The sequence below is a fragment of the Herbiconiux liukaitaii genome (assembly GCF_041927495.1).
Taxonomy (GTDB): Bacteria; Actinomycetota; Actinomycetes; order Actinomycetales; family Microbacteriaceae; genus Herbiconiux; species Herbiconiux liukaitaii.
The window spans coordinates 86,602-112,654 of record NZ_JBHFHG010000004.1 but is presented as its reverse complement, the minus strand read 5'-3'; the positions used below and the strand labels follow the sequence as shown (position 1 = coordinate 112,654).

24 protein-coding genes are annotated in these 26,053 nt (G+C 72.0%); 15 read left to right on the top strand and 9 right to left on the bottom strand.

The window, feature by feature from the left end:
• Positions 1–21: 21 nt before the first annotated feature.
• Positions 22–1,266, top strand: a complete 1,245-nt coding sequence (locus ACEXQC_RS08150; protein ID WP_374820305.1) for an aminotransferase class V-fold PLP-dependent enzyme — start codon at positions 22–24, stop codon at positions 1,264–1,266.
• A 121-nt stretch (positions 1,267–1,387) separates the two neighbouring features.
• Here the strand turns inward: ACEXQC_RS08150 and ACEXQC_RS08145 are convergent, their stop codons facing one another.
• From ACEXQC_RS08145 to ACEXQC_RS08135, 3 genes are all read right to left on the bottom strand, one after another.
• The gene (locus ACEXQC_RS08145) at positions 1,388–1,807 is read right to left on the bottom strand and encodes an NUDIX hydrolase (RefSeq protein ID WP_374820303.1); all 420 of its coding nucleotides are present in this window, start codon (positions 1,805–1,807) and stop codon (positions 1,388–1,390) included.
• 126 nt (positions 1,808–1,933) lie between these two features.
• Positions 1,934–3,316, bottom strand: coding sequence for a glutamyl-tRNA reductase (locus ACEXQC_RS08140; RefSeq protein ID WP_374820301.1), 1,383 nt, complete (start codon positions 3,314–3,316; stop codon positions 1,934–1,936).
• A gap of 91 nt (positions 3,317–3,407) precedes the next feature.
• On the bottom strand, positions 3,408–6,020 hold the full coding sequence (locus ACEXQC_RS08135; protein ID WP_374820299.1) for a polyadenylate binding domain-containing protein: 2,613 nt from the start codon (positions 6,018–6,020) through the stop codon (positions 3,408–3,410).
• Between the two features lie 315 nt (positions 6,021–6,335).
• Between ACEXQC_RS08135 and ACEXQC_RS08130 the strand changes: the two genes are divergently transcribed.
• The 12 genes from ACEXQC_RS08130 (at position 6,336) to ACEXQC_RS08075 (ending at position 17,336) form a co-directional block, all read left to right on the top strand.
• Positions 6,336–7,541: a uroporphyrinogen decarboxylase gene (locus ACEXQC_RS08130; protein ID WP_374820297.1), complete on the top strand. Its 1,206-nt coding sequence runs from the start codon at positions 6,336–6,338 to the stop codon at positions 7,539–7,541.
• Positions 7,542–7,684: 143 nt separating this feature from the next.
• Positions 7,685–9,265: a protoporphyrinogen/coproporphyrinogen oxidase gene (locus ACEXQC_RS08125; protein WP_374820295.1), complete on the top strand. Its 1,581-nt coding sequence runs from the start codon at positions 7,685–7,687 to the stop codon at positions 9,263–9,265.
• A gap of 105 nt (positions 9,266–9,370) precedes the next feature.
• Positions 9,371–9,817 (top strand): YtxH domain-containing protein, encoded by a 447-nt coding sequence (locus tag ACEXQC_RS08120; protein WP_374820293.1) that lies wholly within the window; start codon positions 9,371–9,373, stop codon positions 9,815–9,817.
• Between the two features lie 22 nt (positions 9,818–9,839).
• Entirely contained in the window at positions 9,840–10,247 is a 408-nt protein-coding gene (locus tag ACEXQC_RS08115; protein ID WP_374820291.1) for a phage holin family protein, read from the top strand.
• Positions 10,244–10,543 (top strand): DUF3618 domain-containing protein, encoded by a 300-nt coding sequence (locus ACEXQC_RS08110; RefSeq protein WP_374820289.1) that lies wholly within the window; start codon positions 10,244–10,246, stop codon positions 10,541–10,543. Before ACEXQC_RS08115 ends, ACEXQC_RS08110 begins: the two co-directional genes overlap by 4 nt.
• A gap of 63 nt (positions 10,544–10,606) precedes the next feature.
• Positions 10,607–11,359: a hydrogen peroxide-dependent heme synthase gene (gene hemQ, locus ACEXQC_RS08105; RefSeq protein ID WP_374820287.1), complete on the top strand. Its 753-nt coding sequence runs from the start codon at positions 10,607–10,609 to the stop codon at positions 11,357–11,359.
• A gap of 74 nt (positions 11,360–11,433) precedes the next feature.
• Entirely contained in the window at positions 11,434–12,624 is a 1,191-nt protein-coding gene (locus ACEXQC_RS08100) for a ferrochelatase (protein ID WP_374822007.1), read from the top strand.
• 17 nt (positions 12,625–12,641) lie between these two features.
• Positions 12,642–13,598 carry a hydroxymethylbilane synthase gene (gene hemC, locus ACEXQC_RS08095; RefSeq protein WP_374820285.1) on the top strand — a complete coding sequence of 319 codons (957 nt, stop codon included), beginning with the start codon at positions 12,642–12,644 and terminating at the stop codon, positions 13,596–13,598.
• Complete coding sequence (locus ACEXQC_RS08090) at positions 13,595–14,425, top strand: uroporphyrinogen-III synthase (RefSeq protein WP_374820283.1); 831 nt, start codon at positions 13,595–13,597, stop codon at positions 14,423–14,425. Before hemC ends, ACEXQC_RS08090 begins: the two co-directional genes overlap by 4 nt.
• Positions 14,426–14,475: 50 nt before the next feature.
• A complete protein-coding gene (gene hemB / locus ACEXQC_RS08085) occupies positions 14,476–15,474 on the top strand; it encodes a porphobilinogen synthase (protein ID WP_374820282.1) in 999 nt (332 codons plus the stop codon).
• Entirely contained in the window at positions 15,471–16,868 is a 1,398-nt protein-coding gene (gene hemL / locus ACEXQC_RS08080; protein ID WP_374820280.1) for a glutamate-1-semialdehyde 2,1-aminomutase, read from the top strand. The genes hemB and hemL overlap by 4 nt, the downstream gene beginning before the upstream one ends.
• Positions 16,869–16,961: 93 nt before the next feature.
• The gene (locus tag ACEXQC_RS08075) at positions 16,962–17,336 is read left to right on the top strand and encodes a hypothetical protein (protein ID WP_374820279.1); all 375 of its coding nucleotides are present in this window, start codon (positions 16,962–16,964) and stop codon (positions 17,334–17,336) included.
• 57 nt (positions 17,337–17,393) lie between these two features.
• Here ACEXQC_RS08075 and ACEXQC_RS08070 read toward each other — a convergent pair whose 3' ends face one another.
• The 3 genes from ACEXQC_RS08070 to ACEXQC_RS08060 all read right to left on the bottom strand — a co-directional run bounded on the left by ACEXQC_RS08070 (position 17,394) and on the right by ACEXQC_RS08060 (position 20,139).
• Positions 17,394–18,401, bottom strand: a complete 1,008-nt coding sequence (locus ACEXQC_RS08070; protein ID WP_374820277.1) for an MDR family oxidoreductase — start codon at positions 18,399–18,401, stop codon at positions 17,394–17,396.
• Between the two features lie 62 nt (positions 18,402–18,463).
• On the bottom strand, positions 18,464–19,273 hold the full coding sequence (locus ACEXQC_RS08065) for an ABC transporter permease (protein WP_374820275.1): 810 nt from the start codon (positions 19,271–19,273) through the stop codon (positions 18,464–18,466).
• Positions 19,270–20,139: an ATP-binding cassette domain-containing protein gene (locus ACEXQC_RS08060; RefSeq protein ID WP_374820273.1), complete on the bottom strand. Its 870-nt coding sequence runs from the start codon at positions 20,137–20,139 to the stop codon at positions 19,270–19,272. The genes ACEXQC_RS08065 and ACEXQC_RS08060 overlap by 4 nt, the downstream gene beginning before the upstream one ends.
• A gap of 167 nt (positions 20,140–20,306) precedes the next feature.
• Between ACEXQC_RS08060 and ACEXQC_RS08055 the strand changes: the two genes are divergently transcribed.
• Positions 20,307–21,752, top strand: a complete 1,446-nt coding sequence (locus ACEXQC_RS08055) for an LssY C-terminal domain-containing protein (RefSeq protein ID WP_374820271.1) — start codon at positions 20,307–20,309, stop codon at positions 21,750–21,752.
• Between the two features lie 14 nt (positions 21,753–21,766).
• Here the strand turns inward: ACEXQC_RS08055 and ACEXQC_RS08050 are convergent, their stop codons facing one another.
• Both ACEXQC_RS08050 and trhO read right to left on the bottom strand, forming a co-directional pair.
• Positions 21,767–22,627, bottom strand: coding sequence for an isocitrate lyase/PEP mutase family protein (locus ACEXQC_RS08050; RefSeq protein WP_374820269.1), 861 nt, complete (start codon positions 22,625–22,627; stop codon positions 21,767–21,769).
• Positions 22,628–22,649: 22 nt separating this feature from the next.
• Complete coding sequence (gene trhO / locus ACEXQC_RS08045) at positions 22,650–23,600, bottom strand: oxygen-dependent tRNA uridine(34) hydroxylase TrhO (RefSeq protein WP_374820267.1); 951 nt, start codon at positions 23,598–23,600, stop codon at positions 22,650–22,652.
• 84 nt (positions 23,601–23,684) lie between these two features.
• Between trhO and ACEXQC_RS08040 the strand changes: the two genes are divergently transcribed.
• Complete coding sequence (locus ACEXQC_RS08040) at positions 23,685–24,233, top strand: acyl-CoA thioesterase (RefSeq protein WP_374820265.1); 549 nt, start codon at positions 23,685–23,687, stop codon at positions 24,231–24,233.
• Between the two features lie 73 nt (positions 24,234–24,306).
• Here the strand turns inward: ACEXQC_RS08040 and ACEXQC_RS08035 are convergent, their stop codons facing one another.
• Positions 24,307–26,019 (bottom strand): phytoene desaturase family protein, encoded by a 1,713-nt coding sequence (locus ACEXQC_RS08035; protein WP_374820263.1) that lies wholly within the window; start codon positions 26,017–26,019, stop codon positions 24,307–24,309.
• Positions 26,020–26,053 lie beyond the last annotated feature (34 nt).

Here is a 26,053-nt window from a genome sequence, read left to right as displayed (position 1 = left end):
CGCGAGCGAGACCATGGGGTCATGAGTGCAACCGAGATGGGGCTTTCGACGGGCGCGGCGGGGCTGGCGGGGCCGGAGGGCGGCGCGTCCGGCGTGGCGAGTACGGCGGCGGGGTCGGCGGGTGGCGCGTTCGGCGTGGCGAGTGGCGCGGCGGGGCCGGCGGGTGGCGCGTCCGGCGCGTCCGCCGTGGCGAGTGGGGCGGCGGGGCCAGGTTCGGTGGCGGAGTTGCGGGGGCATTTCGGGGTGCGGCCCGGGTATCTCGCCGCGTGCATGATCGGGGTGCCACCGCGGGAGACGGTCGCGGCGCTCGCCGCCGATCTCGGGGACTGGGCGGGTGGGCATCCAGAGCCCGCGCGGTACGGGGTCGCCGTCGAAGAGGCGCGGGCGGCGTTCGCCCGCCTGGTGGGGATGCCCGTCGACGACGTGGCGGTGGGGTCGCAGGTGTCGGTGCAGGCGGCGATGGTGGCCGCGTCGCTGCCGGAGGGCTCCGAGGTGCTCGCGGTCGAGGGCGACTTCAGCTCGATGGTGTTCCCGTTCCTCGTGCAGCAGCAGCTCGGGCGGCTCACCGTGCGCTGCGTGCCGCTCGCCGAGCTGGCCGGCGCCATCCGCCCGTCCACCACGCTCGTCTCGTTCTCGCTCGTGCAATCGGCCACGGGGCGGGTGGCGGATGCCGAGGCGATCGTCGCGGCGGCGGCGCAGCACGGAGCCGCGACCTTCTGCGACACCACGCAGGCCTGCGGGTGGATGCCCGTCGACGCCGCCCGGTTCGACGCCACCGTGTGCCACGCCTACAAGTGGCTGTGCGCACCGCGCGGCACGAGCTTCCTCACGCTGCGGCCGGAGTTCGCGGCCCGGCTCACGCCCGTGCAGGCGGGCTGGTACGCGGGTGACGACGTGTGGGGCTCGTGCTACGGCCCCGGCATGCGGCTCGCCGCGGGGGCACGGCGCTTCGACGTGTCGCCGGCGTGGCAGGCCTGGCTCGGAACGGCCCCCGCCATCGAGCTCTTCGCCTCGGCCGACCTCGCCGCGGTGCGCGAGCACTGCGTGGGGCTCGCCGACGAGCTGTGCAGGCGGCTCGGGGTGGACTCGGTGGGGAGCGCGATCGCGACCTGGCCGGATGCGGACGGCCGGGCGATGGCGGCGCTCACCGCGGCCGGCATCGCGGCGTCGGCCCGCGCGGGGCGGGTGCGGGTGGCCTTCCACGTGTGGAACGACCTCGCCGACGTCGACGCGGTCTGCGCGGCCGTCGCGGCTCTCGCCGCCTGACCGCCGACCCGCGCCCCGCTTCACACTTCGCGCGACTCGACACAAGACGTGGCCAGTCGGCCAATCGCGGTGCACCACGGTCAAGCCGCGGTGGCCGGCCGCGGTCGGTGGGGCGTCCGCGTCAGTCGATGAGGTGGAGGGCTACGAGGCGGCGGAGCGTCTCGGCGCCCGCGGGCGGGCAGCGGTGGGAGTCTGCCGAGGTGACCCAGTGCAGGGCGTCGATCTCGCCCGAGGCGCCCGGCGCATCCGGGGTCGACCCCGCGAAGACCTGCATGTGCACGAGCCGACCCTCCGGCTCGCCGTGCGCCTGCGTCGACACCGTGAACAAGGGCACCACGCTCGAGGGGTCGAGCTCGACGCCGATCTCCTCGCGCGCCTCGCGCACGGCGGCCTGGGCGGCGGTCTCGCCCGCATCGATCTTGCCGCCCGGCATGTAGTGCACGTCGCGGGCGCGGGCCGTCACCATGAGCAGGCGGCGGTCGCGGATGAGCGCGACAGCGGCCACCTGGATCGGCGGCAGTCTCAGATCGTCACCGCGCATCGAAGCCCCTCACGTCGGCATCCCCTCCACCTGCAATGCGCCCATTCTCGCCGACCCGACGCATCCTGTGCCAAGTCGGAGTGGGGGAGCGGGCGGAGCGGGTGGCGGCAGGAGAAGCGGTGCGCGCTACGCGCCGGCGCGGCGGTAGTCGTCGAGCGGCACGGGGGCGTCTGCGGCGGCGGCATCGGCGGCCGTCTGCAGGGCCGAGCGCTGGGCGGCCTCCGAACCGAGCCCGAAGAGGGTCTCGACCGCGGCGAACACCTCGTCGGCCCGGCCGTCGCGGGCGAGCTCGCGAGCGCGCACCGACGGCGAGTGCAGGATGACGCCCACGAGATGCCGCAGCGCCCGCTCGGTCTGCTCCGCGGCCTCGGCGGCGGTGAGAGTGACGTCAGGCGAGGCTCCGAACGCGCCGGCCCGCCCGCGGGAGCGGTCGATCTCGGCGTCGAGCAGGTCGAAGAGGTGGGCTCGCAGCGACACCACGGCGGGGGTGACGGCGGCCTCGGCCTTGCCGGCGCGGTACTCGGCGGCGGCCTGGTCCACGAGCGCTCGCGCATCCGATTCGGCATTGAGCTCGTCGAGCGGCGCGTGCAGGCTGATGGTCTCGAGGTCGAGCAGCTCGGCGCCGTGCAGACCCGAGACGGAGGGATCGACGTTGCGGGGGAGCCCCAGGTCGATCACGAGCCGGCGCTCGAACGCACCGGGCAGCGCGGAGGCGGCCGTGAGGTGCGAGGCGTCGAGCACGACGGTCTCGGCGGTGGAGCACGTGATGATGACGTCGGCGGTGGCCACGGCGTCGAGGTAGCCGTCGGCGGCCACGGGCTCGAGCCCCTGCTTGGCGGCGAACACCACGGCGCGGCCGGAGGGCGAGTAGACGCGGATGTCGGTGACCCCGCGCTCGCGCAGGTTGGCGAGCGTGACCCTGGCGTACTGACCCGTGCCGACGAGCAGCACGCGGGTGAGCGCCCAGTCGGTGACGCGGCTCTCGGCGAGGTCGAGGGCCAGGCGGGCGAGCGAACGGCCGGCGCCACCGAGCCCGGTCTTGGTCTTGACGCCGCGGGAGGTGTGGGCGGCGCGCTGGAAGAGGCGCTCGAGGTCCGACGAGGTGGTGCCCTCGATGCGCGCGGTGCTGAGGGCGCGCTTGACCTGGCCGGCGATCTCGTCCTCACCCACCACCACCGACTCGAGGCCGGAGGAGACGGAGAACAGGTGATCGGCCACGGTGTCGCCGCACAGCACGGTGAGGCTGTCGCGCAGCTCGTCGACATCGGTGCCGGATGCGCCGCTGAACTCCTCGGCGGCCTGCTCGACGGCGAGGGAGACCCCGGCGGTGAGCGGCTCGTCGATGTCGAGGTAGGCCTCGAAGCGGTTGCAGGTGGCCAGCACCACGGCACCCTGCACGAAATCGCTCTCGGCCACGAGGCGCTTGGCGACCTCCGCGGTACCCACCGACAGCTTCTCGAGGAGATCGAAGCTCGCGTTCCGGTGGTTCGCGGTCAGGCAGATGAGCACCTGATTATTGTACGCCCGTTAAACATGTGCCCTGACGGGGGAGGGGGATCCGCCCGCCCGCACCTGTGGGGCGCGAGCGGGCGGGCATCCGTCAGTCCCAGATGACCTCGGAGCCGCCGACGCTCATGTCGACCGACGGGCTGCCGAGCGACGGGCCGAGGAAGAGGCTGCAGGTGCCGGTCTGGCCGGCCTGGGTGCAGGTCGCCTCGACCTCGATCGAACCGATGTAGTCGCCCTGGGCGAGCGTGGGGTTGTCGTAGCTGAGCGTGGCCTCGAGCGAGTCCAGGGTGGCGCTCGTGTCGGCGGTGAGGGTGCGCTTGACCGTGCCGTCGGTGAGCACCGTGCCGTCGTCGAGCGTGCCGGGGATCTCGAGGCCGCAGCCGGCGGCGAGGGTGGTGGAGGCGATGCACTGCTCCACCGAGGCGCGCACCAGGGCCCGGAAGCTCTGCAGCCCGGATTCGGAGAGCGTCGGCTCGGTGCCCGCCAGGTCGGCGGAGGAGAAGGGATCCGTGACCGTCACCGTGGTCTCGCCCGAGATGGAGAAGTTCGGCAGGGTCGTGCCCAGGGCGTAGGTGCCGGGGAAGACCTCGAGCTCCTCGCCCTCCACGGCCTGGCCGTTGACGGTGAGGCCGAGGCCCGCGAACTTGCTGACGGGCAGGTAGCCGAGGCCGCCGACGATCTCCCAGCTGCCGTCGTCGTCGTAGTCGAGCACGGAGAAGTCGACCTGCACGGGCACGCCGCCGATGGAGTAGCCGGCGAGCACATCGGCGGATCCGGTGGTCTCGGACTCGGTGATGATCTCGATGTCGGTGATGGGGCCGAGCTCGTTGGACTTGGCGAGCACATCGTCGGTGAGGAGGGTGTCATCGTCGGGGAGCTCGGCGAGCAGGCTCGAGGCCGTCTCCGCGTCGGCGTCGGCGAGGGCGGTGAGGTAGGCGGTGACGACCTCGCCGGGGGTGGCTCCGGCTGTGCCTTCCTCTCCGGTTCCCGTTCCGGTTCCGCCTTCTCCGGAGCTGCTGCCTCGTGCGATGCCGTTGATGAGCACCGCGGCGATGATGACCACGATGATGACGACGATCGCCAGGGCGCCGAGGATGATGCCGATGAGGGCGCCGGTGCTGAGGCCGCGCTTGCGGGGAGGGGTGGGGCCGCCGGGGGCGCCGGGGCCGCCTGGGCCGCCGGGGCCACCTGGGTTGTTGCCGCCGGGGCCGCCCGGGCCGCCGGGGTTGTTGCCGCCGGGCGCGCCTGGGCCGGTGGGGTTCACCGGGTAGCCGGGGTGGCGGGCCTGCTGGCCGGGCTGCTGCTGCGGGTAGGCGGGGGCTCCGGAGTAGGCGGGTGCGCCGCCGGGCTGCTGCTTCGGGTAGCCGGGGTGCCTGCCGGGCTGGCCGGGCTGCTGCGGAGCGGATCCGTACGGCTGCCCCGGCTGTCCCTGCTGCCCCGGGTACTGCTGCGTGGGGGCGTTCTGCCCGGGCTGCCCGGGGTACTGCTGCGTGGGCGCGTTCTGGCCCGGCTGACCGGGGTACTGCTGAGTGGGCGCGTTCTGCCCGGGCTGTCCCGGGTACTGCTGAGTGGGGGGGGTCTGCCCGGGCTGCCCGGGGTACTGCTGGGTGGGGGCGTTCTGCCCGGGGTACTGCTGGGTTGGAGCGTTCTGCCCGGGCTGACCCGGGTACTGCTGCGTGGGCGCCGGCTGCCCGGGCTGGCCGGGGTTCTGCTGGGTGGGTGCGTTCTGGCCCGGCTGGCCGGGGTACTGCTGCGTCGGCGCAGGCTGGTTCGGCTGGCCCGGGTACTGGCCCTGGGGCGGCTGGCTGGGGTACTGCTGGGTGGGCTGCTCGGGGAAGCGCTCGGTGGGCGAGGGCTGACCCGGGTACTGCTCCGTCGGTGCCGAGTCGCCCGGGTGGGCGGCAGCGGCGGCCGTGGCCACTCCGCCGGCCAAAGCGACATCCCCGGGCGCATCCGGGGTGACGTCACCGGTGGCCGGAGCGTCTGCGGAGGTATCGGGGTCTGCGCCGTCCGAAGCGGTGAGCGGGGTGGTGGCGGAGGCGTCGTGGGCGACGTCCTCTGCGGTGGTGGAGGGGGTCGTGGGCTCGACGCCGTCGGTGACCGGCGCGTCGGAGAAGACTGCCTCGGTGGGAGCGTCACGGCCACCGACTGCCGTTGCCGAGCCATCCGCGTTCGCAGCGGCGTCGTCTGACGGTGCCGCCCAGGGCGCCACGTCATCCGCAGCGCCTTCCGGGCTCGCGTCAGCCGGTGCCGCATCGAACGGCGTGGACTCCGCCGGGGCCGCATCGAACGGGGTGGAGTCGGATGGGGGCGCGTCGGACGGGATGGCGTCGGACGCGGTGGGGTCGTAGGGGGGCACGTCGGACGAGATGGCGTCGGACGCGGTGAGGTCGTAAGGGGGCGCGTCCGACGGGGTGGCGTCGGACGGGGTGGGATCGGAGGGCGGCGCGTCGTTGCGGGGCACGTCGTCGGGGGTCACGAGGGGCGGGGGCGCGTTGTCGGGCGTCGCGCCGTCGAACGGCACGTCGTCAGCCGACGCGGAGTCGGGCGTCGCGGAGTCGGGCGTAGCGGCCTCGGGCGTCGCGGCGTCGTGGGGCACTTCGGGGCCGGCGGCCGGCGGGGTCGCCACCGGCGGCTTCGGGAGGTCTGCGCGGCTGCGCGTCATGTCGAGATCGTCGTCGTACTCGTTGTTGTCGCTGGTCATAGCGCCTCCCCGTTTCCCCCTGTCTACCACGCGTGGCGGGGTGAGCGCCTGCCTCCCACGCCCGGTGCACCCACGAAGCACGCGCCCCCCACCCCGCGATCCGTGAGTCGCGGCTAAGTGTCGCCAAAGTCGCCGATCGGGGGCGAATGACGACACTTAGCCGCGACTCACCGGGGTGGGTGGTGGGGTGGTGGGTGCGTGCGAGGTGGGTGGAGGCCCAGTGGGCCCAGGGTGCGTGCGTGCCCAGTGGGCCCAGGGTGCGTGCGCGCCCCGTGCGCCCAGGGTGCGTGCACGGCCGTTCCGTAGGATGAGGCGGTGACTCTGCCCGCGAACCACCCCCTCGAAGACGGCCGGACGAGCGGCTCGGCCCTCGTCACCACCTACCGCGGCACCCGCGGCGACCGCACCCCCGTGTGGTTCATGCGCCAGGCCGGTCGATCGCTGCCGGAGTACCGCGAGCTGCGCGTGGGCACCCGCATGCTCGACTCGTGCCTCGACCCCGCCATGGCGAGCGAGATCACGCTGCAGCCGGTGCGCAGGCACGGGGTCGACGCCGGCATCTTCTTCAGCGACATCGTCATCCCGCTCAAGCTCGCGGGCGTCGACGTCGAGATCGAGCCGGGGCGCGGTCCGGTGCTCGCGCATCCGGTGCGCACGCTCGCCGATGTGCAGGCGCTGCCCTCGCCCGCCGGCGCCGACTTCTCCGCCATCGAGCAGGGTGTGGCGCTCACGGTCGCAGCACTCGGCAGCACCCCGCTCATCGGTTTCGCCGGCGCTCCTTTCACCCTCGCCGCGTACCTCGTGGAGGGCGGCCCCTCCAAGGACCACATCCGCGCCCGCACCCTCATGTACTCCGACCCCGAGGCCTGGCACGGCCTGCTCACCTGGGCCGCCGACGTCACCGGCGCCTTCCTGCGCGCCCAGGTGCTCGCCGGCACGAGCGCCGCGCAGCTCTTCGACTCCTGGGTGGGGTCGCTCTCGAAGGCCGACTACGTCTCCCGGGTGGCGCCGTACTCCGCCCGAGCGCTCGACGCGATCCGCGACCTCGAGGTGCCCGTCGTGCACTTCGGCGTAGGCAGCGGCGAGGTGCTCCGCGAAATGCGCGACGTCGGCCGCACGGATGCCGGCACCGACGCGGATGCGGATGCGGATGCGCGCGCGGGTGGCGGTGCAGTGGCGGGATCGGGTGCCGGCACGGCCAGCGCCGCTGGCGGCTCGCGCGGGGGCCTGCGGGTGGACGCGGTGGGGGTCGACTGGCGGATCCCGCTCGACGAGGCGGCGCGGCGGCTCGGGGGCGGCGTGACCGTGCAGGGCAACATCGACCCCGCACTGCTCGCTGCACCGTGGCCCGTGCTCGAGGCGCACGTGCTCGACGTGCTGCGGCGCGGACGGGCCGCCCGAGCGCACGTGCTCAACCTCGGCCACGGCGTGCCACCCGAGACCGACCCCACCGTGCTCACCCGCATCGTGGAGCTCGTGCACGCGCAGACCCCCGACCACCACGACCAGGACGCGGCGTGACCGACACACCGGAAGTACCGGACGCCGCCGCCGGTGATCCCGCCGTCGTAGGTGGTTCCGGCGCGGGGGTGGGGAAGGGCGCAGTGGGCGCAGCCGGTGCCGCTAGTGGCGAAACGGGCGCAACCGGTTCTGCGGGTGGCGCCATGGGTGTCGGTTCTGCGGACGTGGCTCCCGCACCCGGGGCTGATGCCGTGATTCAGGCGGGTGACCACGTGGATGTGGTGGTCGCCGGGGGTGGGGTCGCCGGGCTCGTGATGGCGCGGCAGCTCGCGCACCTCGGGCTCGCGGTGACCGTGGTGGAGCAGCGCGCGGCCCTCGGCGGCTTCGTGGCCAGGCACGAGCTCGGCGGGGTGCAGCTCGACTCCGGCGCCGAGAGCTTCGCCACCCGCAAGGGCACGGTCGCCGCCCTCGCCACCGAGCTCGGCCTCGGCGACGACATCGTGACCCCCGCACCGGCCGGCGCCTGGGTGGCGTGGGAGGGCGGATCCGCTCCGCTGCCCGCCGCGGGAGTGCTCGGCATCCCGGGCGTTCCCCTGGCCGACGACGTGCGCCGCATCATCGGCTGGGGCGGTTCGCTGCGCGCCTACCTCGACCGCCTCATGCCCCTCCTCCGCGTGCGCCCCGAGCACGACCTCGGCGACATCGTGCGCCGCCGCATGGGCGCGAAGGTGCTCGACCGCCTCGTGACGCCGGTGGTGGCCGGGGTGCACAGTGCGGATCCCTCTGTCGTCGACGTGCGCACCGTCGCCCCCGGCCTCACGCAGGCGATGACCACGCAGGGCTCGCTCTCCGGGGCCGTGATGGCGTTGCGCGAGCAGGCTCCGGCCGGGTCGCAGGTGCAGGGGATCGCGGGCGGCGTCTACCACCTCGTCGAGGCCCTCGAGGCCGACGCCCGCTTCTACGGGGTGACCTTCCGCACGTCGACCCGCGTGACGCACCTCGAACGAGGCGACGACGACGCGACCTACACGCTGCACCTCGAGCCGACCGCCGCCGCCGATGCGGGTGCGGATGCGCCGGCGCCCGAGACGGTGCGTGCTCGGGCCGTCGTGGTGGCCACCGACTTCCGGGCCGGGCTCGCGCTGCTGGCTCAGGCGGGGGTCGGATCAGCCGCCGCCGGCGCCACCGCAGCCCTTCCCGGGCCAGCGGAGTGGCCGGAGCCGGCATCCGTCACCCTCGCCACCCTCGTGATCGACGACGCCCGCCTCGACGCGCACCCGCGGGGCAGCGGCGTGCTCGTCTCCGCCGGCACCCCGGGGGTCGCGGCCAAGGCGCTCACCCACTCGAGCGCCAAGTGGGCCTGGCTCGCCGAGCGCCTTCCCGCGCACCGGCACGTGCTGCGCCTCTCCTACGGCCGCCGCCCGGCCCCCGCCGTCGGAGGCGCGGGTGCGAAGGCAGCACAGGGCGAGGGAGGCGCGCCGCACGTCGACCTCGCGACCGCTCTGCGCGACGCGAGCACCCTGCTCGGGGTGGCCCTCGCCGAGTCCGACGTGGTGGATTTCGCCGTCACGACCTGGAACGACTCGCTCGCCTTCGCCACCGTGGGCCACAAGGCCCGCGTGCGCCAGGCCCTCGCCGCCGTGGCCGAGGTGCCCGGCCTCGACGTGGTGGGCGCCTGGGTCTCGGGCACGGGCCTGGCCGCGACCGTCGAGCACGCCCGCACCACCGCCTCCGGCCTCGCGGCCGAGCTGCGCGGCGCCCGGCGCCTCGACCGAGAGGACTGAGCCGGAGCGGGAGGAGTGAGCCCGAGCCCGGGCATCGACGTCATGCGGCCTCAAGGGGAGAGGACTACGCTGAAGGAGACCTTGAAGTCCTCGATCGGAGATCACATGCGCGGAAAGATCGTGTTCGTCGTCGGCCTGGCCACAGGGTACGTCCTGGGTGCCCGTGCCGGCCGGGAGAGGTACGAGCAGATCAAGGCAGGTGCCGAGAAGGTCTGGGCCACTCCCACCGTGCAGGCGGGTGTCGAGAAGGTGCAGGAGTTCGCCGGCACGAGGGTGGATGTGGCGAAGGCCCAGCTCTCCCGCAAGGCCCGCACCGCCCTCGCCTCGCTCATCGGCCGCGAGCCCATGACCGACCCCAAGCAGTCGAGCAGCCGACCCGCAGCGAAGGCATCCGTCACCCGCTCGAGCACCGCGGCCACCACGGCGAAGGCATCGGCGGCGAAGACCGCGGCTGCCAAGGCCACCGCAGCGAAGGCCCCCATCAAGCCGGGCGGCACCGAGTCCACAGACGCCACCCCGTCCGCGCCCGAGTCGTCCGCTTCGGGCGAGTAATCCAGAAACCGGAGTCAACCCCGTGACCGAAGAACGCGACAAGCGCGCTCGCCGCTCGCTCGTCAGCCTGTTCGCCGAGCTCCCCACCCTCGTCATCCAGCTGCTGAAGGACGAGCTCGAGAACCTCAAGCGCGAACTGACCGCCCGCCTGGCCAAGCTCGGCATCGGGATCGGCCTCTTCGTGGCGGCCGCGCTCTTCGCCTTCTTCGCCCTGGCCACACTCATCGCCGCTGCGGTGCTCGGCATCGCCACCGCGCTGCCCGCCTGGCTCGCCGCGCTCATCGTGGGCGTCGCCCTGCTGCTGCTCGCCGGCATCCTGGCCCTCATCGGCATGTCGTCGGTGAAGAAGGGTCTGCCGCCTGTGCCGGAGGAAGCGCTCACGAGCATCAAGAAGGACATCAACACCGTGAAAGGGCTCGGTCAGTCATGAGTGGCAGCACCGCCGTCTCGAAGCCCGGTGACGGAGCATCCCCCGAGAAGCGCAGCAGCGCCGACCTCCACGCCGACATCGAGAAGACCCGAGCCGACCTGAGGGCCACCCTCGACGCCATCGAGTTCAAGCTCAACGTTCCCAAGCAGGCCCGCCACGCGGCCCACCGGCTGAAGAGCAGCGTCAACCGCTTCAGGGCGGCCAACCCCGTGGCGTTCGCCGCCGTGGTGGCGGGGGCCGCCGCGCTCGTCGTGACCGCCGGAGTGGTGGGCTACCGCTCAGCGAGCTCCAAGTAGCACTCGCACCACCGCATCACGCACCACAGCAGAGCACCGCACAGCACCGAAACGAAGAGGATCATGACTGACGACCCGACAGTCGCTCGAACCGAAACCGACACCACCCCCGCGCGCGACATCGACGCCTCAGAGGCCGTCCCCGTGGTGGGCTACACGCTCTGGGCGGTCTTCCGCCGCAACCCCGAGCAGCCGCTCGCGATCGACGGCCACGACGTGCCCGGCGCCCTCGAGGAGGTCGACGCCGCGATCGCCATGATCGAGGCCGAAGACGTGATGGTGAGGGGCATCTACGACGTCTCCGGTCTCCGATCCGACTCCGACATCATGGTCTGGCTGCACGGCAGCGTGCCCGAGACCCTGCAGTGGGCGCTCCGCCAGCTGCGCCGCACGGGCCTCTTCGTCACCCTGCTCCCCACCTGGAACGCCATGGGCGTGCACCGCGACGCCGAGTTCTCGTCGAACCACCTCCCCGCGTTCATGCGTGGCAAGGAGCCGGCCGCCTGGCTCACCGTCTACCCGTTCGTGCGCTCCTACGAGTGGTACATCCTCCCCGAGGAGGAGCGCCGTCGCATGCTCGCCGAGCACGGCCGCCAGGGCTCGCAGTACCGCTCGGTGCTCACGAACACCGTGGCGTCGTTCGCCCTCGGCGACTACGAGTGGATCCTCGCGCTCGAAGACGACGACCTGCTCAACCTGGTCGACCTCATGCGGCACCTGAGGGCGACGGATGCACGACTGCACGTGCGTGAGGAGGTGCCCTTCTACACAGGGCGCCGCATCGAGGTCGCCGAGATCGTGGAGGTGCTCCAGTGAGCGAGAACATGCCCGTCCAGGGCGACGAGGGATCGACCGCGGAATCAACCGAGGGATCATCCGGCACCATCCGCGTGCTGCACGCGAGTGCCGCGGCCCTGCACGGCCCCGAGCACGTCTCGGAGCCCACGGCCTACGACGCCATCCTGCTCGCCTCGTTCGGCGGGCCGGAGGGTCAGGACGACGTCATCCCGTTCCTCCGCAACGTCACGCGCGGTCGGGGCATCCCGGATGAGCGGCTCGAAGAGGTGGCCCACCACTACCGGGCCTACGGCGGCATCAGCCCCATCAACGCGCAGAACCGCGCGCTGAAGGCGGCCCTCGAGGCCGAGCTCGCCGCCCGCGGCATCGACCTCCCCGTGCTCTGGGGCAACCGCAACTGGGATCCCTACCTGCGCGAGGCCCTCGTGGAGGCGGACGAGCGGGGCTTCCGCTCCCTCATCGCCGTCGCCACGAGCGCCTACAGCTCGTACTCCAGCTGCCGCCAGTACCGCGAGGACTTCGCGATGGCGCTCGACGAGACGGGTCTCGGCGACCGCATCACGATCGACAAGGTGCGCCAGTTCTTCGACCACCCCGGCTTCGTGCGCCCCTTCATCGACGGTGTGCGCGATGCTCTCGCCGACATCGAAGCTCGTCTCGAGGGCATCGACCTGTCGCGCGAGGTGGAGGTGCTCTTCACCACGCACTCCATCCCCACGGCGGATGCGGACCGCTCCGGCCCGCCGGCGCTCGGTTTCGGAGCGGGCGGCGCCTACGCGGCTCAGCACCAGGCCGTGGCCGAGGTGGTCATGATGGCGGCGGCCGGTGGCGGCACGGGCGGATCGGGCGCGGGGTCGGAAGGGCCCTCCGTCTCGTGGCAGCTCGTCTACCAGTCCCGCTCCGGCCCGCCCACCCAGCCGTGGCTCGAGCCCGACATCAACGACGCCATCGCCGAGCTGCCCGCCCGGGGCATCCGCGCCGTCGTGATCGTGCCCCTCGGCTTCGTGAGCGACCACATGGAGGTGCTCTGGGATCTCGACAACGAGGCTCTCACGAGCTGCGAGGAGCACGGCCTGTACGGCGTGCGCACGCCGACCCCCGGCATCGACCCCGCCTACGTCACCGGTCTCATCGACCTCGTGCTCGAGCGGGTCAACGGCACGGCCAAGGCGGCTCGACCCGCGGTGACGGAGCTCGGACCGTGGTTCGACGTGTGCCGCCCCGGATGCTGCGAGAACGTGCGACTGGGCTTCAAACCGGCTGTCTCCGGAATCGCGCCGTGAGCTCGCGGGCGCTTCGGGTGGCCACCCGGGGAAGCGCGCTCGCCCGGGCCCAGACCGGTCACGTCGTCACCGCCCTGCAGGAGGCGACGGGTCTCGACGTCGAGATCGTCATCATCGCCTCCGAGGGCGACCGCTCCACCGAGTCGCTCTCGAGCCTCGGCGGCACCGGGGTGTTCGCCAGCGCACTGCGTGAAGCACTGCTGGCGGGGGAGTGCGATCTCATCGTGCACTCCTTGAAGGATCTGCCGACCGCTCCCTATGAGGGGCTCGCCATCGGCGCGGTGCCGGTGAGGGAGGATCCGCGCGATGCGCTCTGCAGCCGTGATGGGCTGACCCTCGACGAGCTGCCGGAGGGCGCCAGGGTGGGCACCGGATCGCCTCGCCGCGTGGCCCAGCTGCTGTCGCTCCGACCCGACCTCGAGGTCGTCGACATCCGGGGCAACGTCGACACCCGTCTCGGCCGTGTGCGCGAGGGCGATCTCGACGCCGTGGTGCTCGCGTCGGCCGGGCTCGGAAGGCTGGGTAGGCTAGACGCAGCATCCGAACTGTTCGCGCTCGACATCTGGCCGACCGCGCCAGGTCAGGGCGCACTCGCGATCGAGATCCGAGAGGGCGACAGCATTCCCGAACTGATGAGCATCGAGCACCAGGCCACGCGCACCGCCGTGCTGGCCGAGCGCTCCGTTCTCGCTGCCCTCGAGGCCGGCTGCGCCGCTCCGATCGGTGCCACCGCGACCGTCGTGGGCGATCTGCTCGAGCTCTCCGCCACCGTGTACCAGGCCGACGGCGCCGTCGAACTGGGCTGCGAGCGCAGTGCAGAGCTGCTCGGCGACGACCACCTCGTGGCCGAGCTCCTCGGTCAGGCGGTCGCCGCCCAGCTGCTCGAAGACGGTGCAGCCGAGATCGCACCGCTCACCCCGGGCGCCGCTGCGGATTCCGGCACGGCTGATGACGGCACAGGGGAGACGAATTGACCGCCTGGTCGAAGCGGCCGCTCGGCGGCTGGCGCATCCTCGTTCCCCGTGGTGGCCCGTGGGGCCACGGCGTGGCCGCCGACCTGCGCGCCGTGGGGGCCAAACCCATCGTCGCGCCCATGATCAACTTCGCCCCCACCGAAGACGCCGAGACACTCGATCGTGCTCTCGCCGCCCTCGCGGAGGGCCGTTTCGACTGGCTCACCATGACGAGCGCCACCACGGTCGACGTGCTCATCGCCCACCAGGCCGTGGTGCCCGCATCCACCCACATCGCCGCTGTCGGCGAGACCACGGCGGCCGCCCTCACCGCGGCGGGCTACAAGGTCGACCTCGTGCCGCCGGAGGACAACTCGGCCAAGGGCCTGCTGCGCGAGCTCAAGCGCTTCGAGCAGTTCGGGCCCGAGCTGCGCGTGCTCACCCTGCGCAGCGACATCGCCAAGCCCGTGCTCACCGAGGGGCTCATCAAGCGCGGGCACACGGTCGAGTCGGTCGTGGCCTACCGCACCATCGGGGTCGAGGTCGATCCGCAGATCCGCACCGACGTGGCCGAGGGCTCCATCGACGCCGTGTTCGTGACCTCCGGATCGGTGGCCGAGCAGGTGCAGCGGCAGCTCGGCCCTGTGCCGGAGTCGACGCTCGTGGCCGCGATCGGCCCCCGCACGGCCGAAGACGCGAGGGCCTACGGTCTGCGTGTCGACGTGATCGCCAAGGGCCGTTCGGCCGAGTCGCTCATCAACTCGGTCATCGAGGTGGCGAACGCCCGCCGGGCAGCCGATCCCGACGCCGAGACCGACGACTTCGGTCAGCAGCACCCCGCCGAGTAGCGGCACCTCCGCGGCGGCCTCCTCGCAGGGGGCCGACGTAGGCTGGAGGCATGGAACAAGGATCCTTCCCCGCCGTTCGCCCTCGCCGGCTCCGCAGCTCGCCTGCCATGCGGCGGCTGGTGGCCGAGACCCGCATCGATCCCGCCCAGCTCGTGCTGCCGCTCTTCGTGCGCGACGACATCGTGGAGCCCATGCCGTTGCAGTCGATGCCGGGAGTGGTGCAGCACACCTTCGACAGCCTCAAGGCGGCTGTGACGGAGGCGGCGGAGGTCGGCCTCGGCGGCGTGATGCTCTTCGGTGTGCCCGCCGACTCGGCCAAGGATGCCCAGGGCTCGGCGGCCACGGATCCCGACGGTGTGCTCAACGCGGCCACCCGGGTGGTGGCGGCCGAGGTGGGCGAGGCCCTCGTGGTGCAGACCGACCTGTGCCTCGACGAGTTCACCGACCACGGGCACTGCGGGGTGCTGGCGCACGACGGCTCGGTCGACAACGACGCGACCCTCGAGCGCTACCGCGACATGGCGCTCGAGCAGGCGAGGGCGGGATCGGCACTGCTCGGCCTCTCCGGCATGATGGACGGCCAGGTCGCCGCGGTGCGGTCGGCCCTCGACTCCGACGGCTTCGAGCACGTCGCGCTGCTCGCCTACGCCGCCAAGTACGCCTCGGCGTTCTACGGCCCGTTCCGGGAGGCGGTCGGATCCACGCTCCGCGGCGACCGCAAGACCTACCAGCTCGACCCCGCCAACGGCCGGGAGGGTGTGCGCGAGGCGCTGCTCGACGTGGCCGAGGGGGCGGACGTGGTGATGGTCAAGCCGGCGCTGAGCTACCTCGACCTCGTGGCCGAGGTCTCCGCCGCCGTCTCGGTGCCCACGTGGGCCTACCAGGTCTCGGGGGAGTACGCGATGATCGAGGCCGCCGCCGCGCACGGCTGGATCGACCGCGAACGCGCCATCCTCGAATCCCTCACGAGCATCCGCCGCGCCGGTGCCGACGTCGTACTCACCTACTGGGCGGTCGAGGTCGCCCGCAGCCTGAAGGGCCTCCGATGACCACCACTGCACCCAGCACCGGCACCACCAACGCCGCCGAGTTCGAGCGGGCCCAGCAGTCCATTCCCGGGGGAGTGAACTCCCCGGTGCGGGCGTTCCGCTCGGTGGGCGGGGTGCCACGTTTCCTCGTCTCGGCCCGCGGCCCGTACGTGACCGACTCGGAGGGTGTGGAGTACGTCGATCTGGTGAGCTCGTGGGGCCCGGCCATCCTGGGGCACGCGCATCCCGAGGTCGTCACCGCCGTGCAGCAGGCCGCCTCGCGCGGGCTCAGCTTCGGCGCCACGACCCCGGCGGAGACCGACCTCGCCGAGCTCGTGCGCGAGCGCGTGCAGGCGGGCGGCGTGCACCCCGTGGAGAAGCTCCGGCTCGTCTCCACCGGCACCGAGGCCACGATGACCGCCATCCGCCTCGCGCGCGGCTTCACGGGCCGCGACGTGCTCGTGAAGTTCGCCGGGCACTACCACGGGCACTCCGACTCGCTGCTGGCCGAGGCCGGCTCCGGGCTCGCCACGCTGGGACTGCCTGCCTCCGCCGGTGTGCCCGCCGCCACCGCGGCGCTCACCGTGGTGGTGCCGTACAACGACCTCGCCGCCGTGCGCGAGGTGTTCCGGCTGCGCGGCGACGAGATCGCCGCGATCATCGTGGAGGCCGCGCCCGCCAACATGGGTGTCGTGCCCCCGGCCGAGGGCTTCAACGCCGCGCTGGCCGACATCGCCCACGCCCATGGCGCGCTGCTCATCGTCGACGAGGTGCTCACGGGCTTCCGGGTGGGGCCGGCCGGCTGGTGGGGCCTCGAGAACGCGGGTGCCCCCGTGGCCGAGCTGCATCAGGATGCGCCCGACTCGCGCCATGTGCCCGCCTACGTGCCGGACCTGGTCGCCTTCGGCAAGGTCATCGGCGGCGGCATGCCGCTCGCCGCCCTCGGCGGACGGGCCGACGTGATGGACCGCCTTGCGCCGCTCGGCCCCGTCTACCAGGCCGGAACGCTCTCGGGCAATCCGATCGCCGTCGCCGCGGGGCTCACGACCCTGCGGCTCGCCGACGCCGCCGTCTACCGAGCCCTCGACGAGACCGCCCGCACGGTCTCGACCGCCACCTCCGAGGCGCTCGCCGAGGCCGGTGTCGCGCACAGCGTGCAGCGCGCGGGCAACCTCTTCAGCTTCACCTTCGGCAGTGCCGTCGCCCCGCGCGACTACGCCGAGGTGCAGGCGCAGCAGGGCTACCGTTACGGGCCGTTCTTCCACGCCATGCTCGAGGCGGGGGTCTCCCTGCCACCCTCGGTCTACGAGGCCTGGTTCGTCTCCGCCGCCCACGACGACGCGGCCATCGACCGCATCCTCTCGGCTCTCCCGGGGGCGGCTCGAGCGGCTGCCGCGGCCACGCCTCCCGCCTGATCGTGGGGGCCGCGGGGTTGGATTCCCGAATCGTTATATATCGCTCTGGGGGAATCGTGCCGTTCCCCAGGTCGGCCACGGCAGGATAGAGGCATGGCCGTTCTCTTCGTCCACACCGATCGCCTCGAGATCCGTCTGACGCGTGCCGAGAAGATGCTCTCGTTCCGCCGCACCGACATCGTGGTGCCGCTCGAGAGCATCCGTTCCGCGGCTCTCACCGACGACCCGTGGGTGTGGGTGCGGGGCATCCGGGCTCCGGGTGTGGCGGTTCCGCTCACGCTGGCGGTGGGCACGTGGAAGTTCCACGACGGCAAGGACTTCCTGCTCGTCAAGGGCACGCGCACTTCGGTGGTGATCGATCTCGAAGACGAGGAGTTCTCCCGCATCATCGTCACGACCTCGCACTCGGTGCAGCTGCTGCGGGCGCTGCGGCTGCCGCCCCTGGAGGGCACGAAGATCATCGACTGAGGCGGGCGTCGCGGTTGCCGACTCTGGCGCTGCTTCTGCTTCTTCCGCTGCTGCTTGTCAGCGGGCGACGTCGACCACGGTGCGCCCGCGCACATCGCCCTCGAGGATGCGCTCGGCGATGTCGAGCACGCCATCCAGGCCGATCGTCTCGGTCATCGAATCGAGTGCGCCGGCATCGAGCTCCTCCGCGAGCGCAGCCCACGCGCGCTCCCTCAGCGCGAGCGGCGCCTCCACGGAGTTGGCGCCCGTGAGGGTGACCGAACGCAGGATGAAGGGCATCACGGATGCCGGCAGGTCGGGCCCCTGGGCGAGCCCGCAGGCCACGACCGTTCCGCCGTAGCGGGTCTGCGCGAGCACGTTCGCGAGCGTGTGGCTGCCGACCGAGTCGACGGCTCCCGCCCACTGCTGGCTCTGCAGCGGCTTGCCCTGCTCGCCGAGCTCCGCGCGGTCGACGATCCGCGAGGCCCCGAGTGCGCGCAGGTAGTCGCTCTGGGTGGAGACCCGCCCGGTGGAGGCGACCACCTCGAAGCCGCGACCTGCGAGCAGCGAGACGGCCACCGATCCGACTCCACCCGCCGCGCCCGTCACGAGCACGGGGCCGACGTCTGGCGTCACCCCGGCGTCGTCGAGAGCGAGCACCGCGAGCATGGCGGTGAACCCCGCGGTGCCCACGGCCGCCGCCCGCTCGGGGGTGAGGGCGTCGGGAAGTGGGATGAGCGCATCCGGCCGCACCCTCGCCCTCGTGGCGAGACCGCCGTGCCTGGCCTCGCCGATGCCGTCGCCGTTCAGCAGCACCACGTCGCCGGGAGCGAACCGGGGTGAGGCGCTCGACGTGACCCGCCCCACGATGTCGATGCCGGGCACGAGCGGCCATTCGCGCACCACGCCGGGGCGCCCGAGCAGCGCGAGTCCGTCTTTGAAGTTGATGCTCGAGAAGAGCACGTCGAGGTCCACTGCCTCGTCGCCGCCCGTGCCCTCGAAGAACTCCTCGGCATCGATCTCGAGGAGCCGTGCCCGGGCGCCCTTCTCGGTCACGACGAACGCTCGGGTGGGTGGGGTGCTCATGAGTGCTCCTAGTGCTTGGTGTCAGCGGTGCGGATGCCGGTCACGGGCGGGCGTGCCGTCTGTCAGGAGACGTCGCGTCGCCAGCTCGTGGCGAACCCGATCCCCGTGGTGATGGCGGCGTAGGCCACGAGCACGAGCCCGCCCTGCCACCAGTCGAGCCCCGCCGATGCCGCCCCCATGGCGTTGTAGATGCTCGCGCCGACGAGCGCATCGCTCGCCGATCCGGGCAGGAACTGCGCCACCTGGGCCGACCAGTCGGTGAAGCTCGCCGCGAGCCGCAGCAGCGGTTCGACGAACTGCGTGAAGGCCAGCACGATCACGATGGCGGCCACCTGGCTCGGCACGAGCACGCCGAGGCCCACGCCGATGGCCGACCAGAGCGCCATGGCGAGGATGGAGCGGCCCACGAAGGCCCAGGTCGTCGGCTCGGCGAGCAGCGGATCGATGCCGAACACGGCCAGGAGCGACGCCCCGACGCCGATCGAGGCGAGCAGGGCGATGACGCCGAACAGGGCGCCGACGATCAGCAGAGTGGTCGCCTTCGCGCCCAGGACGACGCCGCGCCGCGGGTTGGCGAGGAAGGTGGGGGTGAGCGACTGGAACCGGAACTCGCTCGTGACCGCGAGGGCACCGAAGAGCACGGGGAACACGTAGCCGATCGAGGTGGCGAAGCTGTAGACGAGCGGCGGGAGCTCGCCGTCGGGGATGATCGGTCCGTTCGCGGTGCTGCCCAGGCCACCGAGGATGCCGGCCATGCCGCCTGCGCACAGCCCGACGTAGACGGCCATGATGATCGCGAGCACCCACCACAGCCGGGTGGTGCGCACCTTCGTGAACTCGGAGCGAACGGCCCCCACGTATCCGGCGCTCACAGCGCTCCCTCCTCGCCCACGAGACTCAGGAAGCTCTCTTCGAGGCCCGTCCGTTTCTGCGAGAGCGCGGTGACCGGGATGCCCGCCTCGAAGGCGAGCCGGCCCACCACGGAGGCCTCGGCGTTCTCGACGAGCACCCCCGAGCGGAGGTTGGAGACCTGGTAGCCGGCCTCCACGAGCACGGCGGAGAGTCGATCGCGGTCGTCGGCGTTCACCTGCACCTGCTTCGTGTCGGAGGTGTCGAGGCTCGAGAGCTCGCCGCGGTGCACGAGGGTGCCGTGCGAGATGATGATGACCTCGTCGACGGTCTGCTGCACCTCGCTGAGCAGGTGCGAGCTGATGAGCACCGTGCGGCCCTCCGCGGCCATCGAGCGGAGCAGCAGCCTGATCCACTTGATGCCCTCGGGGTCGAGGCCGTTGATGGGCTCGTCGAGCACGAGCACGCCGGGGTCGCCCAGCAGGGCGAAGGCCAGGCCGAGGCGCTGCCGCATGCCCAGGGAGTAGCCGCCGACCCTGCGGTCGCCGTAGGCGCTCAGTCCCACCTTCTCGAGCGCGGCATCCGGAGTGGTCTTGGCCAGACCGGCGGCCTGCGCGTAGACGGCGAGGTGGTTGCGCGCGCTCCGGCCCGGGTGGAAGCTCGCGGCCTCGAGGGAGGCGCCGACGGTCTCGAGCGGCGAGTCGAGCTTGGCGTAGGCGGTGCCGCCGAAGGTGGCGTCTCCCGAGGTGGGGCGCACGAGGCCGAGGAGCATGCGGAGCGACGTGGTCTTGCCTGCGCCGTTCGGGCCGAGGAAGCCGGTGACCTGACCCGGCTCCACGGTGAACGTGAGGTCCTTGACCGCGCTCACCTGGCCGAACGTCTTCGTCAATCCGGAGAATTCGATGGGAACGCCAGTGGGCATCGATGTGGTCCTGTCGGTGTCCGAGGGCGGCCTCGAAGGTCGCGGCCGTCCATCCAGCCTAGGGGTGGGGCCTTCGGGTTGTCACAGCATTCATGCAATCCTGCGAGAATCCCTCTGACGGAAGGATCTACGGGATGGCGGATGAGGACCTCGACGACGCCGGCCTCGTCGACCACATCCGTCGACGCACCCTGCGCGGCTCCGTGGGCCTCGTGGTCGACAGTCTGTTCTTCTTCTTCGGCACCATCTCGATCGGCTGGCTCGCCTTCCTCGTGGCCACGGAGTCGTTCGCCAAGGGGTGGGGGCAGCTCTGGTTCCTCCTCGTGTTCTGGCTCGTGGTGGCCTATCTGCTGCTGCCTCGCGTGCACAGCATCCTCACCCTCTTCTACGTGCCTGACTACTTCATCGGCCGGGCGAAGACGCGCGAGGGGCTGCTCGGCGATCCGGTGAACGTGGCGCTCCGGGGGTCGGAGGAGCAGGTGCACAAGGCGATGCTCGCCGCCGGGTGGCACCACACCGACGACATGGGGCTCACCTCGGCGCTCCGCACCGTGCGCGGCACCCTCCTCCGCCGCAGCTACCCTGGTGCTCCCGTCTCGCGGCTCTATCTGTTCGGCAACCTGCAGGACTTCACCTACCAGCAGGAGGTCTCCGGCAATCCCTCCAAGCGGCACCACGTGCGGTTCTGGCGCTGCCCACCCGGATGGCTGCTGCCAGGCGGGCACGAGGCCGACTGGCTCGCGGCGGGCACCTACGACCGCAGCATCGGCATCTCGTTCTTCACGCTGCAGGTGACGCACCGCATCGACAAGGAGACCGACAAGGAGCGCGACCACATCGTGTCGACGCTGGCGGCCGCCAACCCCGAGGCGTCGGTCGAGCTCATCCGCAACTTCTCGACCGGGTACCACCACGTCAACGGCGGGGGCGACGCCATCGTGACCGACGGCGACCTGCCCGTGGTCGATCTGCGTGCCGTCGAGGTCCCGGATCCGGATGCGCCCGGCGGGCTCGACGAGCTGCTCCCGGCGTCCGAGCGGCCCGTGGCACCCACCCCGGCCGCGGTGTTCTCGGAGCAGCCGATCTCGAGCGCGCGGCGCCCCGCTTCGCTCTACCTCGGGGTGCTGCTCATGGGGTTCCGCGTACTCGCGGCGCTCGCGGCGGCCGTGGTGGTAGCGTTCTCGATCGGTGACGGGGAGCTCGACTTCCGTGGCATCACGGGAGCTCTCACACCCGACGACACCCGCTACCTCACCTCGGTGGTGGCTGCTGTGTTCGTCGCCATCGCCCTCCTCATCGCTGCTCTCTACTCGGTGCTGGCGTTCCTGATCTATCACGGGCACAACTGGGCTCGGTTCACGGCGATGGGACTCAGTTCGATCGCCATCCTCATCACGGCGCTCGACTTCGTGAACGGCGGGCCGCAGATCACGCTCGAGACGAACCTCGTGGGGCTCTCCTTCGACGTGCTCGTGCTGCTCGCGCTCTCGGGCACGGATGCGCGGCGGTTCTCGCACCGTCGGGCGCTCGAGCGGCGGTCGGCCCGAGCCGAGCGCCGAGCCGTGCGCGCCTCCGCCTGAGCGCGTCCCGCCTCTCAGCTGATCGTGGGGGTGGCCCCGGGCAGCCCTCCTCCCGCGTAGAGCGCGAGCGCCGATTCCTGCAGGGCGGCGAGGGCAACGCGCTGCGGCCACGGGCCATAGGAGACGCGCGCGATGCCCAGCTGCTCGTACCGCGCGGCCGACGGCCCGCCGGGCCAGCCGAGCAGGCTCACCCGCAGGTGCCCGATCCCCTCCACCAAACGGGTGGCGGTGTGCTCGTCGACCGTGCCGGGCACGAACACGCAGGCCGCCCCGGCGTCGAGGTAGGCCCGGCCCCGCTCGATCGCATCCTCCACCGCCGCCTCCCAGGCATCCGCATCCGCCCCCGGCGCCGAAGGCGGCTGCAGCCCGGCCGCGAGCAGCGCGTCGGTTCGGGCGTTGAGCACGAAGCGCACACCCTCCTGCTCGGCGGCCTTCATGACCTCGGCCACGTTCTCCACCGACTCGATGTGCGGGCGCAGGCCGTCTTCGATGTTCGCCCCCACCACCCCCACCCCGATGGCCCGGCGCACCGTCTCGGCGGGGTCGCCGTAGCCGGCCTCGAGGTCGGCGGTCACGGGCAGAGACGTGGCCAGGGCGATGCGGCCGACCGCCTCGATCATGAGCTCCGCCGGAATACGCTCGCCGTCTTCGTAGCCGTACGACGCGGCGATCGCGTGGCTCGCGGTCGCCAGCGCCTTGGTCTCGGGCAGGTCGGCGACCACCTGCGCGCTCGCCACATCCCACACGTTCACGAGCGTGAGGATCTCGGGAGCGTGATGCAGCGCGAGCAGGGCATCGGCTCTGTCGTGCACGAGCTCGTGGCTCGGGTGCGCCACCCGCGGATCATAGGCGTCGTAGCTGTCGTTCTCACTCATGGCCAGAGCCTACGGCCGTGGATCAGGCGTGGGCGGGGCAGACCGGAGAAGTGTGGACGGAATCCGCGGAGGCGGCGGTTGTGCAGGAGTCGCAGAGGAGGAGCTGGGTGCGGCAGGAGGGGTCTGCGCAGTTCTGGAGGTGCGAGGTCGGAGTGCCGCAGGTGATGCACTCGCCGAGCACCACGGCGTCGGGGGAGAAGGTGATCGATCCGCGCTTGTCGAAGACGTAGAGCGAGCCCTCCCAGAGGCCCTTGTCGCCGAACGTCTCGCCGTAGCGCACGACACCTCCGTCGAGCTGGTACACCTCGGTGAAGCCGCGCGCGACCATGAGCGACGAGAGAACCTCGCAGCGGATGCCGCCCGTGCAGTAGGTCACCACCGGCTGCGACTTGAGGTGGTCGTAGCGACCGCTGTCGAGTTCGGCCACGAAGTCGCGTGTGGTCTCGACCTCGAGCACGACGGCGTTCTTGAAGCGCCCGATGGAGGCTTCGAAGGCGTTGCGTCCGTCGAAGAAGACGACCTCCTCGCCTGCAGCTGCACGCTCGTCGACGAGGGCGTGCAGTGCCGTCGGGTCGAGCTTGACGCCGCCGCCCTGCACCCCGCCCTCCCCGACGCGGAGCTCGCCGGGGGCGCCGAAGCTCACGATCTCGTCGCGCACCTTGACGCTCAGACGGGGGAAGTCGGTGCTCGCGCGATAGACGGTGTGCTTGGATGCGGGCTCGGGCTCGAGGCCGGTTCCCTCGCTCCACTTCACATCGAGCTCGCGGAACGGGGCGAACTCGCGCGACTTTCGCACGTAGCGCTTGACGGCGTCGAGCTCGCCGCCGAGGGTGCCGTTCAGGCCATCGCGCGAGAGCACGATGCGGCCCCGCAGACCGAGCGATTCCGCGAGGTCGCGCTGCCACAGCCGCACCGCCTCCGGGTCGGGGAGCGGCGCGAAGACGTAGTAGAGGATGATCTTCGGAACGGCCACCAGGCGATTGTAGTCGCCGCATCGTCTTTGTAGAGATGTGACAGCGATCTGGGCAGATCGGCGCAAGATCCCTACGATCGGTGCGTGCACTTCTTCTTCAGGACCCTGCTCCAGACCCTCCTCGGCCGCTTCCGCTCACCGATCGGGGCGTGGGACGTGGCCTCGACGCCGTTCCGGGTGCTGCCCACCGACCTCGACCTGCTGCGCCACATGAACAACGGCGTCTACCTCTCGGTGCTCGACCTCGCGCGCGTGGACCTCATGCAGCGCAGCGGGCTCTACAAGGTCTTCACGCAGCGCGGGTGGTACCCGGTGGTGGTGGCCGAGACGATCAGCTTCCGGCGGTCGCTCGAGCTGTGGCAGCGGTTCACGGTGGAGACGCGGCTGCTCGGCTTCGACGCGAAGGCCTGTTATGTGGAGCAGCGGTTCGTGGTGGGCGGGGAGATCTGCGCGCGGGCGTACGTGCGGGCGCGGTTCTTGAAGCGCTCCGGCGGTGTGGTGGGGGTCGAGGAGATGCGGTCGCTCGCGGGGGATGCGCCTGAGGATGGGCGGATGCCGGAGTGGGTGCGGGAGTGGGGCGCCGCGTCGGAGCTGCCGACGCGCAAGACCCCGACGCCGAGCGAGTGGAGCTGACGGAAGGAACGAAGTCCGCCGACCCGGCCCGGGGCGCTGGCGGCAGGTGTTGGCGGTGCTGGGGTGGCGGGGGTCAGGCGTCGAGGTCGTCCTCGAGCACGGCCATGGCAGCGCTGTGACCGCCGAGGCCTGAGACGGCGCCACCTCGCCGCGAACCCGATCCGCAGAGCAGGATGCGCGCATGCCGCGTGGCCACACCCCAGCGCTCGGCGGGGGTCGCCAGCGGGGCGTCGTCGTCGACGAACGGCCAGCTGAGCGGGCCGTGGAAGATGTGCCCGCCGGGGAGCCCGAGCGTGCTCTCGAGGTTGGCGGTGGTCTTGGTCTCGATGCACGGCCGGCCCCGCGCATCCGTGAGCAGGAGGCTCTCGATCGGCTCGGCGAGCACGCTGTCGAGCGAGTCGAGAACGGCACGCTGCAGGTCGGCGGCGCTCGCGGCGAGGCGGTGCGGGGTGTGCAGGCCGAAGACGGTGAGGGTGTGTGCGCCCTGCTGCTGCAGCTCGGGCGAGAGGATGCTCGGGTCGGTGAGCGAGTGGCAGTAGATCTCGGCGGGGAGCGGGTTCGGGATGCGACCCGCAGCGGCCTCGGCGTGGGCTGTCTCGAGCTGGGTGGCGAGCTCGTTGATGTGGAAGGTTCCGCCGAAGGCCGCCTCGGGCGGGACGGAGCCGTCGCGCAGGCGCGGGAGGCGGGAGAGGAGGAGGTTGACCTTGACCTGGGCGCCTTCGGGGGCGGCGGTGGGCTCTGGGGGGCGCTCGTCGGGGGTGCGCCCTGTGGCGGCGCGCTCGTCGGTGGTGCCGAGGAGCCGCTCGAGAACGGCGGGGGCGACATTGGCAAGGATGCGGGTGGCGCGGATGCGGTGCTCCGTCCCGCGGCGCTGCCGGTTGTCGGTGCGGTCGTCCGTCCGGTTCTCGGCTCGGTTCGCACCAGGGTGCTCGCTGTGGGGGTCGTTATGGTGCTCTTCGAGCGGATCGGACCCGTCCTCTGCGGTCCGGTAGACCACGAGGCCATCGGGGTCGATCGATACCACCTCGGCGCCGGTGCGCAGCACGGCTCCGGCTGTGCGGGCCGCCCGGGCGAGCTCACCCGTGACCGCGCCCATGCCGCCGACCGGCACATCCCAATCCCCGGTCCCGCCGCCGATCACGTGGTAGAGGAAGCAGATGTTCTGCGCGAGCTGCTCGTCGTCGAGCGAGGCGAAGGTGCCGATGAGGGCGTCGGTGGCCACGACGCCCCGCACCACGTCGCTCGAGAACCGCTCGCGGATGACCTCGCCGAGCGGGCGTTCGATGAAGGCGTGCCAGAGCGCGTCGTCGCCGAGCCGGCGGCGGGCTTCCGAGTGCGTCATGAGCGGTTCGGTGAGCCCCGGCCAGAAGGCCGCAGCGAGCCGGCCGAGGTCGTTCGAGAACCGGTCGAAGGCGGCGGCGTCGGCCTCGGCGCCCACGGCGGTGAAGGATGCGCGGGTGGAGTCGGCATCGTCGTTGTCGATGAGGAGACCGAGGTCGGTGCCGGGGAGCGGTGTGTAGGAGGAGTAGCGGCGGCGTCGGAGGGTGATGTCGAGGCCGAGCTCGTCGATGATCCTCGTCGGGAGGAGGCTCACGAGGTAGGAGTAGCGGGAGAGCCGCGCATCCATTCCCTCGAAGGCATACGAGGAGACGGCGGCTCCGCCGAGCTCGTCGAGCCGTTCGAGCACGCACACCGAGCGGCCGGCCTGGGCGAGGTAGGCGGCTGCAACGAGGCCGTTGTGTCCTCCACCGACGACCACGATGTCGAAGTCCTCCACAGGCTGCATGGCTTGAGCCTAATGGCGGGGGCCACGATCTAAG

Coding starts and splice junctions, on each gene's coding strand:
- ACEXQC_RS08150 (WP_374820305.1), top strand. CDS start 22: ATGAGTGCAACCGAGATGGGGCTTTCGACGGGCGCGGCGGGGCTGGCG.
- ACEXQC_RS08145 (WP_374820303.1), bottom strand. CDS start 1,807: ATGCGCGGTGACGATCTGAGACTGCCGCCGATCCAGGTGGCCGCTGTC.
- ACEXQC_RS08135 (WP_374820299.1), bottom strand. CDS start 6,020: ATGACCAGCGACAACAACGAGTACGACGACGATCTCGACATGACGCGC.
- ACEXQC_RS08125 (WP_374820295.1), top strand. CDS start 7,685: ATGGGTGTCGGTTCTGCGGACGTGGCTCCCGCACCCGGGGCTGATGCC.
- ACEXQC_RS08120 (WP_374820293.1), top strand. CDS start 9,371: ATGCGCGGAAAGATCGTGTTCGTCGTCGGCCTGGCCACAGGGTACGTC.
- ACEXQC_RS08110 (WP_374820289.1), top strand. CDS start 10,244: ATGAGTGGCAGCACCGCCGTCTCGAAGCCCGGTGACGGAGCATCCCCC.
- hemQ (WP_374820287.1), top strand. CDS start 10,607: ATGACTGACGACCCGACAGTCGCTCGAACCGAAACCGACACCACCCCC.
- hemB (WP_374820282.1), top strand. CDS start 14,476: ATGGAACAAGGATCCTTCCCCGCCGTTCGCCCTCGCCGGCTCCGCAGC.
- hemL (WP_374820280.1), top strand. CDS start 15,471: ATGACCACCACTGCACCCAGCACCGGCACCACCAACGCCGCCGAGTTC.
- ACEXQC_RS08075 (WP_374820279.1), top strand. CDS start 16,962: ATGGCCGTTCTCTTCGTCCACACCGATCGCCTCGAGATCCGTCTGACG.
- ACEXQC_RS08070 (WP_374820277.1), bottom strand. CDS start 18,401: ATGAGCACCCCACCCACCCGAGCGTTCGTCGTGACCGAGAAGGGCGCC.
- ACEXQC_RS08055 (WP_374820271.1), top strand. CDS start 20,307: ATGGCGGATGAGGACCTCGACGACGCCGGCCTCGTCGACCACATCCGT.
- ACEXQC_RS08050 (WP_374820269.1), bottom strand. CDS start 22,627: ATGAGTGAGAACGACAGCTACGACGCCTATGATCCGCGGGTGGCGCAC.
- ACEXQC_RS08035 (WP_374820263.1), bottom strand. CDS start 26,019: ATGCAGCCTGTGGAGGACTTCGACATCGTGGTCGTCGGTGGAGGACAC.